This is a genomic window from Anabaena azotica FACHB-119, assembly GCF_014697625.1.
Lineage (GTDB): Bacteria > Cyanobacteriota > Cyanobacteriia > Cyanobacteriales > Nostocaceae > Trichormus > Trichormus azoticus_A.
The window spans coordinates 87,099-100,911 of sequence record NZ_JACJSG010000006.1; the positions used below are offsets into that span (position 1 = coordinate 87,099).

A 13,813-nucleotide genomic window follows, 5' to 3' on the forward strand; every position below is an offset into this window, starting at 1 on the left:
ATAAATACAGTCATGCACAAAAGATTCGTTAATCACTGCACCATTGATTTAAGTATAATACCCGACGGGCCGATTTTAATTAAATCAGGTAAAGAAGGAGCCGACCCTACAAAGCCTGATATGGAATTTGTGGAAACCTATCATGCTGGCGGACGTTCAATTTATTTACCAGGAAGTAGCTTAAAAGGTGCTATTCGCGCTCATGCAGAACGCATCGTTAGGACGGTTGGTAGAGATAAGCGCGATATAAAATCTAATCTACCTTGGGCTAATGACCCTTTAAATGATAAATATGAATATCTCAAGGATATTCAATCAACTAGTGAGATTTACAAACTATCTTCTTTCACAGATCAGATGTTTGGTAATACTGCTATTGCCAGTAGAATTAGAATTGAAGATGCTCATCCAGATAGTTCACAGCCTCTCAAAATAGAAGAACGTAACGGCGTAGCTATTGATAGAGTATTTGGTTCTGTAGCAGTAGGGCCATTCAACTATCAAGTTTGTACGGCTGGGGTATTTAATACTAAAATACATCTCAAGAATTTTACTTTAGCTCAATTAGGTTTAATTGGTTTAGTATTGCGAGACTTAAATGATGGTTGGTTTGGTTTAGGTTTTGCCAAATCTCGCGGTTTGGGTACTGTGGATGTGAAATTAAAGGAAGCTGTTGTGCAATATCCTGGTTGTGTTTTATCAGAAGATAAACAGCAAATTCACGCTCTTGGTAGTGATAAAAACTGGAATAAAACTTTTCTCTTAGGTGTGGGAGAATTTTTACAAGCTGAAGAGGCGAACTTATATGGTTTTCCTCAATCAGATCATCAAGATTCACCAGTTGCAGCACAAGAAATGGATTTAGGTTTTGGTGTACAACTGACTTGGCGAGAAGGAATAGTTCACGATTTATTTGAACGTTGTGTCAGGTCTTGGAGTAAGTTATTAGTGGGTGCGAAATGAAACCTTTTGTTGGTTTTAGCGAAAAAGATTTATCAGTTAATTTACTGTTAGAAATAATTGAGTCTTTATCATCGCCATCTAGTCACTATTTCCTGCGATGGACTGATAGAGTAAGCGGAATTATTCAAGAGAAACTAACAGATGCAAAATTCCCTATGCTAGAGGGACAGATGTTTAATTATGACTATGAATTGCGGTGGAAATATAAAAGTCAAAATCATTATGAAGCACTCTTATTAAGCACTAAAGGAGAACATCCCAGTTTTGCACCATTAGGTGAAGATTGGCTAATTGAAGAACATAATGCTCATATATACCCAGCTACTGAAACCCGTTTTCCCAAAGGTTTCCAAACTACAAACGTGGATGTAGCACAGCGATATTTTCGAGATAAAAAGACCGCAACTGTACATTTTGTTGCACTCACTACCAAAAGATAAATATGACGAGAACACCTTACCAACCACCAAGAAAACCTAATTCCCCAGGTTCATCTAACCCGGAACTAGCGCCAAAGCCTTATGATTTTGTTTCCTTCCCCAAGGAACGTCCTAATTTACAGCGTCCTATAGGACATCATAAATATTTTAGCGATCGCCTACATGGTACATTATTCCTCACCCTCAAAGTGCAGACATCACTGCACATATCCACTGGGATAGTTGCAATGGGTAGCGACATCGGTAACAACCGCATTCCCCTAATTAAAACAATGGTGCAAGGTGTTGACCAAAAGCTATCAATACAAGGTAGTTCCCTTAAAGGTTGCATTCGTTCTGTATATGAGGCGGTTACTAACAGTACATTAGCCGTCATCACCTCTAGGTATAAAGATAAAATTCCCAGTGAACGCTTACCTTGTGGTAATAAAGAACAACTGTGTCCAGCTAGTCGCGTATTTGGTGCATTAAATTGGCAAGGTTTGCTAGATTTTAATGATGCCAAGTGTGAAAGCGTCGGCTTTACCACCGGATTTATGCCTTCACTATACCGTCCCCGTCCAGATGAAAGCAATGCCTACTTTATTCGTGGTAAAGCAGCCGGACGCAAATTTTATTATCACACCATCAGAGCCATTGATAAAGGACAAAATTCCGGCATTCCCGTACAACAAGCTGGGAGAGAATATACTTTCACCACCCAGCTACATTTTAGAAACTTGTTAGCAGAAGAATTAGGCACTTTGTTGATTATTTTGGGACAAGACAGCAAATATCCTCTAGCGTTGAAAGTCGGCGGAGGTAAACCCATTGGGATGGGAACAATGACAGTCAATATAGACAGAATTGAACAACCGCAAAATTTAAAACAGCGTTACTCATCCTATCAAGTAAGCGAAACTGACGAACTTACAGGAGAGAAATTAGCACAATTCAAACAGAAAAACATTCAAGCCGCACACTCACGCTTAGTTCAAAAACAGCAACTAGAAGAATTAACAAGAGTTCTACGCTACCCAACCGACCGCGAACCACCATCAGGGATGTATTAATGATGACTATAACTGAAACTACTCTGTGCGCTGATGTTTATCAACTAGAAGATGATGCGATCGCTTCTTACTATTGTAGGCGATCGCTCTATATTTATTAGATTTTCTTTGAAAAAATGCACGTTATTAGTGATAAAACCTTAAGAGAATATGCAAAAACTAATGCAGACTGCCAAGAAGCCCTAAACAACTGGTATAAAGTTGCTTGCAAAGCTAAATGGTCAAACTTAGTCGAAGTGCAAAAAGTTTTTCCTAAAGCTGAAGCAGTTAGTAATTTTACTGTTTTCAATATCAAAGGTAATAAATACCGATTGATTGTTGATATAAATTATCCACAGCAGTTAATTTATATTAAATATATCCTCACTCATGCTGAATACGATAAGGAAGAATGGAAAAATGACCCTTACTTCTAATACACAAAAGTATAAAGAGTTACTAAAAAATTATCGTCATAAAACCATTAAGACTGAAGCCGAGAATGAAGAAGCCTTAGAAATTGTACAAGATTTAATGCACCAGGAACTTACTTCTGAAGAAGATGAGTTATTTAAATTATTGATTACTTTAATTGAAAATTTTGAAAAAGAATATTATCAACTTGATGAGCAGATGAATCCTCAATCAATGCTTTTGTTTCTTTTAGAACAATCTGAAAAAAACAGCGAAGATTTAGAGTTAGTCTTAGGCTCAAAAAATTTAGTTGATGAGATTTTAAGCGGACAACAAGAAATAACACCAGAACAAGCACAGAAGCTAGGCGTATTTTTCCATGTTGAACCTAGTTTATTTGCAGAAATCGCTGCACCACCAGAACAACCACAAACCCCTATGAATAATTTATTAAATATGGCAATTACTGAAAATATCTTGGAAACTCTTACAGACACACAGTGGGAAATTGCTCATGCGATCGCACTCACTTTAGTCAAAGAAAATACAGATGTCAACGAGTTAGGTAAAACTGTTGCTTATCTGCGGAGTATTGTTAAACAAAAAGATGCAACTTCCAGGTTTTTCAAATATCTCAAAACCTTGGTGAGTAATGGTAGGCAAATAGGACATAGTAAAAAAACCACAGACTATTACATCAGCATCGATAAAGCTTGTAGCGATTATCTCAAAAATATCAGCGATGCTGACACTATCTTACAAATTTTAGGCTGGGTATCTCGCCTCATGCGTTATTACAAAGATGCAGGCGTTCCCATTGGCGAAATTCCCACCCCCACCGCACCGCCAGCAGAGTCAGCACGTCAGGCAGAAATTGCTAAAGTTGTTAAGTCTCAGGACTTCAAAGTTGACCAAATACTAGATGCGACAGTTACAAAAATTAACGGTAACAAAGTCACTTATGAGATATTTGGGACAATTAAGTTAACCGAGAAGGAACCGAAAAAAGCAAGTGTACTGACGGAAGGACAAATAGTCAAGGTAGAGATTGTGGAAATTAAGGAAGACGGTACTATAAAGAAATTAAAGTTAGTTAGGTGAATAAATCATGTTATTTACCATTTCTTAGTTTCATCTGTAATAATAAAATGCAAGGGACATTCACTCATTGTACCTTTAGTAACAAGTAAATAGATGTACAAACAAAAATACTTACACGTAGATACTCCACCCTTGGAAGCATCTAATAACCTTGATTATCCTTCAGGAATTACTCCTGACTCTGATTTAACCGTTAATTCACTATATAGCTCCTGTTTGCGGAAAGGTAATACAGCTATGACACAATATTCTGATGGTTCTGAAAACTATCAACTAGAGTATATATCAGTCTTTACTAAGCAATTTAAGGAAGACCTGAAATACTGGAAAAAGCACTGTCAAGCAAAGTATAACCGCATTCAGGAACTAATACGGGAAATTCAATCCAAGCCTTTTGACTGTGTTGGTAAAGGCAATCCAGAAATTCTAATACATGAGTATTATCAAGGCTACAAAAAACGTTCGCGTGAAATAAATGGCACACATCGTCTAGTTTACGCTGTAGCAGATAATACAATTTATTTTCTCCAAGCTCGCTTCCATTATAAGAAGAAATAAAGCAGTAGTTACAAATGAGTAACTGAAGTTGGAGTGTTATATTGCCAATCAGAGCAGTTTTATTCTCTGCTTTGATTGGCTTCATGGTTAGATGCTTTGAATTATTGGATGATTTTCACTATGATCCTTGATAGAAGAGAGCGTAGCTGTTTGAGGTATTTAAGAAAATGTCTAAAATTTGTCAAAAAATCAATTATGCCAAAGCTCAAGCCAACTTAGACGAACTCTGCAATGAAGTTATTTTAAGCCGTGATGTTGTAATTATCGAAAGAGAAGGTAGTGAAAATGTTGCTCTTATTGCTGCTGATGAGTTAATTAGTATGAAAGAAACTCTTTACCTACTTAGCTCTCCAGACAATGCAGTACGTCTATTTGCGGCTTTGGAAGAAGTAGAATCAGGGGAACTTCAACCTCAGACACTTGAGGAACTGCTTGAGGAATTAGAGAATGATGAAGAAGATTAGATTTAGATATAGACTTTGCTTTGTATACTTCACAAGTAAGATTTTGCTGCTTTCATAGTCCAAAAGCTTGATTTAAATTCAAATTGCCGCTAAGATTAAAGGATATAGAAACCTCTGTTTCATTTATAAATATTCCTTGTAAAGGGATTGAAACAGGTTTCTATAAAGTGAATCAACTGTTTACATCAGAGTTCACTACTTCCCCGCAAGGGGATTAAAGTAAAAAGCTGATTAACTATGTTCTAAAACTGAGAGGTAAAAGCTTGTTTTTGTGTTGACTGAAACTGAGAATAATTGTTTATTTTTTCAAGGCTGAGGAAAGAGGGTTAAGAGCAGTTACATGACAAGAAAGCCTTACAGCGAATTGCGAAAGCGAATGACACCTGAGCGAAGAGCAGAGAATGAAACTCGCGCTAAAATGATGCTGCTTCATCTTAACTTGATGGAACTGAAGCAGTCTTTAGCATTGACAAATGATAATTTAGAAAACGACCTCAGCGTTTTTGACTCTGCTATTTCTGAATTGGAAACACAAGAGGATATGCAAATATCTACACTATCGAATTATATTAAAGCTCTTGGTGGCAGCCTGAAATTAGTAGCTGAATTTCCTGATAAAGAAATTGTTCTTACTCAATTCAACTAAAACACAACCCTGTATACTCTTGTTACCTTCTTTGCGTCTTCTCTACGAGACGCTACGCGAATGCGCCTCTGCGTGAAACAAAAAAACTATCACTCAACCTTCAACGCCCGCCGGGCTAGCTTGGCGTAAGTTTTCACAGTTTCATAAGGCATTTGCAAATCTTCCGCTACCACTTGCAAAGACTCCCCCATTTCCCGACGTGCTAAAATAGTCGCCCATGTTGATGCTACCTCAATAGCGCGATCGCCTCCAGTACGTTTGCGTTGTCCTTTAAATATATCAGTCAACTCCTCAATTCTCTTAGCCAGCAAACTTTCCACATTCGGCACATCAGCTACCGCTTGTGATGACCAACCCAAGCGGGTTTGACCTAAACCGAACGTAGTTTTATGACCAGTACCACAATAGGGTGCTAACTTTCCTAAAGCCGAAAACATTGTACAAAACTCCGGTTTATCGTATGCTTCTTTCGCCAAGCCAAATTCCACCGCACCTGTAAAACCTGTCACCGCACCTTTCTTTCCCGCCAACACTTTCACCGTTGCTATTTGGTGACGAGTAATTAACACATATTCATCTACCCAAGCCAAAAATGTATCCTGGTCAACAGGGGTAGCTGCAAAATCATTCCAACGGCGCAGGTAGCTATGAAACACATTCACCGGAACTGGTAACGGTAAGTGATGACCTTTACGCCGAAAACTCGTAGGGCTTAAAAATTGGAGTGCAATATTAGCCTCTAGCTGAGAATTGAGTAATTGTGCATAAGTTGTAGGTGCAAAAACCACATTACAAGCAATAATTTGTAAAGGTGCGTTACGTAAATTTACTTCAGGAGGTAAATTTGTCATCCACTGCGCCAACCATGTTGTTACTCGACCCGACAACCCAGTTACATACCAGCGATAAGTCCTGTTAGGGAACAGCTTTAACTGCTTACCACTACTCACCAACTCACCATCTAACGCAGAGATAGTAAAAGGCTTTTCTGACTCACCATCATGTAGGTAAGCCGAAAGTTCCGGGTCTGTGGAACGTACTTGGTCAAGAAACCAAGCATGGAGTCCAATTGTGTACTGAGGATACAGCAAAACATCCTCATTTGTCACTAGCTCAAATTCCAACCCCACTAATTCTGACTCTGGCGACCAGTCAGTTCCAGCTAGCTGATGATTAATTTTTTTCTTAGCAATTCGAGGCATTCTATCTAGCTTGTTTAATAACTTACAATAAAGATGGTAATAAGTAAATAGTTTTCCCATTACCAACATCACAGATATTATAAGTCTTTAAACGAGATATGCCGAAAATTGCGATCGCATCCTCATGCACTTCGCTCGTAGTAAGGACTTTAGTCCTAAAAATCCCTACTACAACAAAGCAATAACCTGTTACCTCTAACCAACAACCTTTAATCCTCTCTTAAACCTCGATAACAGCAAACAAACAAAACCAACTACTATTAAAGGTACAGAAGAAATAGATTCTGGTACAGACTGAGGATTTGTCACAGGCTGATAAGGCGACTGAGTAACCACACCCCTGAATAAAGTTACAAGCTCGTCAATATTATTCCCTAGATTACTATTAGAATTATTTCTGGAAAGAATCAGTTGGTTATATGTTTGAGTTGCATCTTCATTGAAATTTCCTGTTAACACAACAAAATTCTCACCCATACTTCCCACTGCTGAGTTAATTATCTCATTAATTTCTCTCCTAGTATCTTGTGCAAAGGAGCCTAAATTGCTTATATTACTACCAACTCCAATATTTGTATTATCTGTATCCACTACCAAATTATTACCAATGATTATATTGTTGCTAGTTAAAACCAAATTGTTATTACCAATGATGATGTTGTTACTACCAAAATCCTGGTTGCCGTTACCGATAGTTGTCCCATTTTGACCATAGTACGAATTATTATTACCTAACGTTACATTATTATTGCTGCTATCTGAATACAAATTATTATTGCCGATAGTGGCATTATCACTTCCCTTGTAAGAATTTTCATTACCTAAAGTTGCATTATTGCTGCCATCACTTGCATACCAGTTACTATTGCCAAGTATGGTATTATAACCGCCGTATGTCTGATTACTGTTACCAATTGTAGTATTATTACTATTGTAATTAGAATTTTCATTACCAATTGTGGCGCTATTATTGGCAAAATTGGAATTGTTATTGCCAATAGTTGCGTTATTAGTTCCTAAATCTTTATTGTCATTACCAACATATGAGCTATTGGGTGTAGAATAATTATTACCAATTTCAAAGGGGTTTTCACCGCTTGCATAGGGATTGTTGCCACCAGATTGAATCAGACTAGCCCAAAAGTTAGCATCATTAGATGAACTACCAGAAGCATTGGAATTGCTAAAATTAGCAAAGAAATTCCTGTAAAATTCGCTATTACCAGCATTGGAGCTACCAGTGCCAGAATTATTCCCATTGAAAGCATTACTAAAAGATTGAATTAACTGGTCTGAATCTACACCAAGGTTAAGTAATTCTCCCCAAGGAGACTGTGCAAGTAGAGCATTCAGATCACCATTGCCAGTATTGGTTGAATCTGTCATAAAAAAACATCCTCCTCAATTTTTTAAAATTTACTATTTCTGGAATATGAAATATATTTATTCCAGAATTTACTGGTGCTTTTGATGAGTTATATCATGTTCGCTTAATCACTTATCATATCTTCGGGGTTGGTAATTGGTAATTGGTAACTGCTAATGGTAGAAAACAATTACCTATTAGCTATTACCCATTACCGACCAAAACAACCATATTATAAGTAATTAGCTGAACTTGATATAAATCCAACTGCAAGCTATCATTTTTTAGTGATAGCCTTTCCAGGCAAAATTTCGCTTAGTGTTAAGTTAAAAAAGTTGCAATTACAAAAAAATATTAAAATGATACTTATATTTATCACAATGATATATTTTTTGATATAATAATGAACAAATAACTTATTTTTAGTTTTTTCTAAATTCTAGTCAAACAAGAAAAAATCCACATTCAATAAATAATTGGCGTATGACTTGGCTTGAATATCATGCGCTAACCATTTATTGAGGTGGAATTACATCAACACTTACAGTCTAACTAAATAGCATTAGCTAAAGCAGGTTGAGGCGCACGTCCAACAACCTTGCTAATTACTGACATTTCCTGCGCTAAACGGTCAAATCTTTCAGGAGTTAAAGATTGAGGCCCATCTGATAACGCTCTAGCAGGGTTGGGGTGAACTTCAATCATTAAAGCATCTGTACCCGCAGCGATCGCACCTAATGCCATTGGTGGCACATATTCAGATTTACCTGTACCATGACTAGGGTCAATCATAATCGGTAGGTGAGTCAGCGATCGCAAAATCGGAATCACAGCCAAATCCAAAGTATTCCGCGCATACTTACTATCAAAAGTTCTCACACCCCGTTCGCACAGAATCACATTCGGATTTCCCGCAGCCAGGATATACTCAGCCGCCATCAACCACTCATCGATAGTAGCAGACATCCCCCGCTTCAGCAGTACAGGCTTATCTTGAGCGCCCACCTTTTTCAGCAACGCGAAGTTCTGCATATTTCGCGCCCCTACTTGAATCACATCAGCTACTCTAGCTACAGCTGCTAAATCAGCAGTATCCATAACTTCCGTGATAATACCTAAACCAGTTACTTCACGCGCCGCCGCCAACAACTCCAAAGCACTTTCCCCATGTCCTTGGAAAGCATAAGGAGAAGTCCGGGGTTTGTAAGCCCCACCGCGTAAAAACTTAGCTCCCGCAGCCTTCACCCGCCTTGCTGTTTCCACAATCATTTCCTCATTCTCCACAGAACAAGGCCCAGCCACCACCACCAAAGGATGATTTTCGCCAATGTGGATGCGCTCATTAGGTGTATCAATAATAACTTCACCGGGTTCCCCATAACGGAACTCTCTACTAGCCCGCTTGAAAGGCTTCTGCACACGCATCACTTGTTGAATCCAAGGGCTAAACTCTTGAATTTGTAAAGTATCAATAGTTGCAGTGTCACCAATGATGCCCAAAATGATTTTATGTTTTCCGACACTCTTTTCCACAGTTACACCCCAAACCTCACTTAGACCTTGGCTAATGCGAGTAACTTCTTCATGAGGTGTTCCATTCTTAAGTATGACAATCATGTCTGCTTCCTCTTATACCTGTTATAACTTACGTATGAAATCTAGAAATCAAGGTTTTGGTTAACGTGAGTTCGACCAGCGTTGTTTTGACCTCTCCCCCAACCCCTCTCCTACGAGGAGAGGGGAGTAAGAGGGTGATTTTTTCGTTTCTCCTCCCTCTCCTACGAGGAGAGGGAGGTTGGGAGGGAGAGGTTCATCGAACTCACGTTTGGTTAGGGTGTAGGGATTAGGAGAAGAACAGTATTTATTAGGTATCTTGATTTAATTATGAGTTCTTTCCCTTAAACCCTTACACCCCTACACCCTCAACGCAAAAATTCAGCCAGTTGTTCTAACTTTGTCCAAGCAGCACCACTTTGTAAGACTTCTCTAGCAATAGCGATCGCTTTAACAGAAGCTTCTACAATATCTGTTGCGGCGATCGCTTCCCCAACTTGCAATGCTAAGGCTGTATTTAAAGCTACTACATCTTGCTGTGCTGGAGTACCTTTACCTTGGAGAACAGCCTTCAAGATTTCGGCATTTTCTGCCACATCTCCACCAGCTAAGGCTTCAGTTGGTGCATGGTTTAACCCTAAATCTTGAGGATAGAGTGTAAAACAACTGACAGTTCCATCTTGCAGGACGGCTAAATCAGTTGCATCCGCCAAACCAGCCTCATCCAACCTTTCCCGTCCGTGGAGTGCGATCGCCCGGCGGCATCCCAATTGTGATAAAGCTTGGGCGATTTCCTCAATTAACAACGGGTCATTCACACCAATAATTTGTCCCGTTGGACGCAGAGGATTAACCAAAGGCCCCAGCAAGTTAAAAATAGTCCGCACCTTCAAAGTTTTGCGTAAAGTAGCCACCGTCTTCAGTGCGGGATGCCAGCCAGGAGCGAACAAAAAGGTAATCCCCACCTCATCTACAGCCCCTTGTACCTTCGCTGGATCAGCATTGAGATTGATTCCCAAAGCTTCCAACACATCAGCAGAACCAGTCTTGCTAGAGGCAGAACGATTCCCATGTTTAGCAACCTTCACCCCGGCGGCGGCGGCTACAAAAGCCACCGCAGTAGAAATATTAAAGGTTGAAGCACCATCACCACCAGTTCCGCAAGTATCAATCAGGGGGACTGCGTATTGAGTAGATTCTTTCCCACCACCTAAGCCCTGAGATTGTAGAACCCTAGCCATGCCCACTAATTCTTCAGTGGATACGCCCTTGGCTTGAATTGCTGCTAAGATAGCGCCTGATAAGACCGGGGGAATAGTATCTGTCAGCCAACCTTGCATCAAATCTGTAGCTTGAGCAACAGTCAAAGATTGCCGTTTGAGCAATTGTTGTAAAATAGCCGACCAGTCCTGAGAATCAGAAGTAACAGAGATGTTATCAAGTGAGGTTTGAGTTATAGCTACCATATTCTTTAATAGTGAATGAACTAACTCAGTCAACAGTTATCAAGGTGTAAGTAGCTGATAACTGGTAACTGATAACTGTTAATAGCTGAGAACCTTCGCCACAGTTTGCACATCCTTGTCACCTCTACCAGAACAGTTGATGACAATGCGAGGACTACCACTCAGTTGAGGACAGAGGGTTTCTAAATAGGCGATCGCATGAGATGTTTCCAAAGCTGGGATAATACCTTCCAACCGTGACAATCTCTGGAATCCCTCTAAAGCTTCCTTATCAGTCACACTGTAATATTCAGCCCGTTGCAAATCCTTCAAATAGCTATGCTCTGGCCCCACACCAGGATAATCTAGTCCAGCACTGATTGAGTGAGCTTCAATCACTTGACCATCATCATCTTGTAGAACATAGCTCATTGCACCGTGCAGCACTCCCACTCTTCCCAGAGTCAAAGTTGCGGCGTGCTTCTCTGTGTTCACACCCTCTCCAGCAGCTTCCACACCAATCAGACGGATAGAAGGCTCATCAACAAACTCGTGGAACAAACCAATAGCATTGGAACCGCCACCCACACAAGCCAAAAGAATATCTGGTAAACCGCCCCATTTCTCCTGACATTGTACACGAGTTTCCTTACCGATAATCGCGTGGAAGTCACGGACAATCATTGGATAGGGATGAGGCCCAGCCACAGAACCCAGGATGTAGTGAGTAGTTTCTACATTAGTCACCCAATCCCGAATAGCTTCGGAAGTCGCATCTTTGAGAGTTCCTGTACCAGCTTCCACCGGACGAACCTCAGCCCCCATCAACTTCATCCGAAATACGTTCAGGGCTTGGCGCTGCATATCATGGATGCCCATGTAAATCACACAGTCCAACCCGAAACGCGCACATACTGTTGCAGTTGCTACACCATGCTGTCCTGCACCAGTTTCCGCAATAATCCTTTGCTTACCCATGCGTTTAGCTAACAACACCTGAGCCAAAGCATTGTTAATTTTATGTGCGCCTGTATGATTTAAATCTTCTCGCTTTAAGTAAATTTGCGCCCCAGTCCCATCTGGTCTAGCGTAATATTCTGTCAGACGTTCAGCAAAGTATAAAGGGCTAGGTCTGCCCACATAGTCGCGGAGTAAATTTTGTAACTCAGTTTGAAAACCAGCATCATCACGATATTTTTGATAAGCTGTTTCCAACTCGCTCAAAGCAGGCATTAAAGTTTCAGGAACGTACTTACCGCCAAACTTGCCAAATCTACCTAAAGAGTCAGGACGTGCAGTCGTTTGAATATCTGGAGTGCTTACCACAATTTGAATCCTCTTACGTTCAAGTATTTTTTAGAAGTTTGTAGTAAGCGGCTCTAGCCCTTCTTTAATTCTCTAAGGACTAAAGTCCTTACTACGAACAGGGGTAGGGTGCGTCAGATGTGAAAAATACTTGAATTTGTACGAAATTATTGGGGCTGACGCACCCTACTGGACTGTCTAGACTAAATTTGTGCATTAGCAAACTCTTGTGGGATGGGCATCTTGCCCGTCCAGTGCAGGCAAGATGCCTACACCACAAGAAAATTCTTTGCAACCTTTTAGCCCGGTCACGCCACTACAGTCACTTAGTTTTGAATTTTGAATTAACGTGAGTTCGATGAACCTCTCCCTCCCAACCTCCCTCGCCTTTTAGAAGAGGGAGGAGAAACGAACAAATCACCGTCTTACTCCCCTCTCCTCGTAGGAGAGGGGTTGGGGGTGAGGTCAAAACAACGCTTGTCGAACTCACGTTGAATTATCTCGCTGAACCCACTGGTTCCAAAGCTGGCGCGATCGCTTGTTTCAATTCTTTGCTAAGTTCTTCTATAGCTTGTAATCCTGCGGCTGGGCTACCTTCTGCTAAACGTTTAACGAAGGCGCTACCAACAATTACCGCATCTGCACCCCATTCTTTGACTTGACGCGCTTGTTCTGGGCCAGAGATACCAAAACCTACACCAATGGGTTTGTCGGTAACTTTGCGTAAGTCTGTTACCAAGTGCTGTACACGGTCTTGGATTTGAGAACGGATACCTGTAACACCTGTGACACTGACTAAATAAATGAAACCTTGTGATTGACTTGCGATCGCCTCAATTCTATCCTGAGAACTGGTAGGTGCGACCAGCAAAATCACCTCAATATTAAAACTAGCAGCAGTTGTAATTAATTCTTCTGCCTCTTCCAAAGGTAAATCTGGTACTACCAAACCACGCACCCCAACCGCCGCAATGGTTGCTAAAAACGACTTAATTCCACGATGCAAAATTGGGTTGTAGTAAGTAAATAAAATTATTGGTGCTTGCAGACTAGGACTAACATCTGCCACTATCTCTAAAACTTGCTCTAATTTAGTTCCCTTTTGCAAAGCGCGAGTTGCGGCGGCTTGAATAACTGGCCCATCAGCCAAAGGATCAGAATAAGGCACACCCAACTCAATAAAATCAGCACCATTACGGTCTAAAATGCGTAAAGCCTCGGCGGTAGTATCTAAATCAGGATCACCAGCCGTGATAAAAGGAATCAAAGCGCATTGTTGACGCTGGCGTAAAACTTGAAAACGTTCAGAAATTGTCGTCATTGT

At 40.3% G+C, this 13,813-nt stretch carries 14 protein-coding genes; 8 read left to right on the top strand and 6 right to left on the bottom strand.

What is annotated here, in order from left to right; genetic code table 11:
- Positions 1 to 12: 12 nt before the first annotated feature.
- From H6G83_RS05815 to H6G83_RS05855, 8 genes are all read left to right on the top strand, one after another.
- Positions 13 to 963, top strand: a complete 951-nt coding sequence (locus H6G83_RS05815; RefSeq protein WP_190468353.1) for an RAMP superfamily CRISPR-associated protein — start codon at positions 13 to 15, stop codon at positions 961 to 963.
- Positions 960 to 1,403, top strand: coding sequence for a hypothetical protein (locus H6G83_RS05820; protein ID WP_190468356.1), 444 nt, complete (start codon positions 960 to 962; stop codon positions 1,401 to 1,403). The genes H6G83_RS05815 and H6G83_RS05820 overlap by 4 nt, the downstream gene beginning before the upstream one ends.
- Positions 1,404 to 1,405: 2 nt before the next feature.
- A complete protein-coding gene (locus tag H6G83_RS05825) occupies positions 1,406 to 2,455 on the top strand; it encodes an RAMP superfamily CRISPR-associated protein (protein ID WP_190468360.1) in 1,050 nt (349 codons plus the stop codon).
- A 116-nt stretch (positions 2,456 to 2,571) separates the two neighbouring features.
- Positions 2,572 to 2,871, top strand: coding sequence for a type II toxin-antitoxin system HigB family toxin (locus H6G83_RS05830; RefSeq protein WP_190468361.1), 300 nt, complete (start codon positions 2,572 to 2,574; stop codon positions 2,869 to 2,871).
- On the top strand, positions 2,855 to 3,949 hold the full coding sequence (locus H6G83_RS35160; RefSeq protein ID WP_242044434.1) for a helix-turn-helix domain-containing protein: 1,095 nt from the start codon (positions 2,855 to 2,857) through the stop codon (positions 3,947 to 3,949). Before H6G83_RS05830 ends, H6G83_RS35160 begins: the two co-directional genes overlap by 17 nt.
- Positions 3,950 to 4,042: 93 nt before the next feature.
- Complete coding sequence (locus tag H6G83_RS05845; RefSeq protein WP_190468363.1) at positions 4,043 to 4,507, top strand: Txe/YoeB family addiction module toxin; 465 nt, start codon at positions 4,043 to 4,045, stop codon at positions 4,505 to 4,507.
- A 167-nt stretch (positions 4,508 to 4,674) separates the two neighbouring features.
- A complete protein-coding gene (locus H6G83_RS05850; protein WP_190468365.1) occupies positions 4,675 to 4,971 on the top strand; it encodes a type II toxin-antitoxin system Phd/YefM family antitoxin in 297 nt (98 codons plus the stop codon).
- 340 nt (positions 4,972 to 5,311) lie between these two features.
- Entirely contained in the window at positions 5,312 to 5,617 is a 306-nt protein-coding gene (locus H6G83_RS05855; RefSeq protein ID WP_190468366.1) for a transcriptional regulator, read from the top strand.
- An 89-nt stretch (positions 5,618 to 5,706) separates the two neighbouring features.
- Here H6G83_RS05855 and cas6 read toward each other — a convergent pair whose 3' ends face one another.
- From cas6 to trpA, 6 genes are all read right to left on the bottom strand, one after another.
- Complete coding sequence (cas6, locus tag H6G83_RS05860) at positions 5,707 to 6,819, bottom strand: CRISPR-associated endoribonuclease Cas6 (protein WP_190468368.1); 1,113 nt, start codon at positions 6,817 to 6,819, stop codon at positions 5,707 to 5,709.
- A 195-nt stretch (positions 6,820 to 7,014) separates the two neighbouring features.
- Positions 7,015 to 8,205: a hypothetical protein gene (locus tag H6G83_RS05865; protein ID WP_190468370.1), complete on the bottom strand. Its 1,191-nt coding sequence runs from the start codon at positions 8,203 to 8,205 to the stop codon at positions 7,015 to 7,017.
- A gap of 532 nt (positions 8,206 to 8,737) precedes the next feature.
- Positions 8,738 to 9,802: a 3-deoxy-7-phosphoheptulonate synthase gene (gene aroF, locus H6G83_RS05870; protein WP_190468372.1), complete on the bottom strand. Its 1,065-nt coding sequence runs from the start codon at positions 9,800 to 9,802 to the stop codon at positions 8,738 to 8,740.
- A 305-nt stretch (positions 9,803 to 10,107) separates the two neighbouring features.
- Positions 10,108 to 11,205 (bottom strand): anthranilate phosphoribosyltransferase, encoded by a 1,098-nt coding sequence (gene trpD, locus H6G83_RS05875; RefSeq protein WP_190468374.1) that lies wholly within the window; start codon positions 11,203 to 11,205, stop codon positions 10,108 to 10,110.
- 78 nt (positions 11,206 to 11,283) lie between these two features.
- A complete protein-coding gene (gene trpB, locus H6G83_RS05880; protein WP_190468375.1) occupies positions 11,284 to 12,510 on the bottom strand; it encodes a tryptophan synthase subunit beta in 1,227 nt (408 codons plus the stop codon).
- A 475-nt stretch (positions 12,511 to 12,985) separates the two neighbouring features.
- The gene (gene trpA, locus H6G83_RS05885; protein ID WP_190468378.1) at positions 12,986 to 13,810 is read right to left on the bottom strand and encodes a tryptophan synthase subunit alpha; all 825 of its coding nucleotides are present in this window, start codon (positions 13,808 to 13,810) and stop codon (positions 12,986 to 12,988) included.
- Between the last annotated feature and the right edge of the window lie 3 nt (positions 13,811 to 13,813).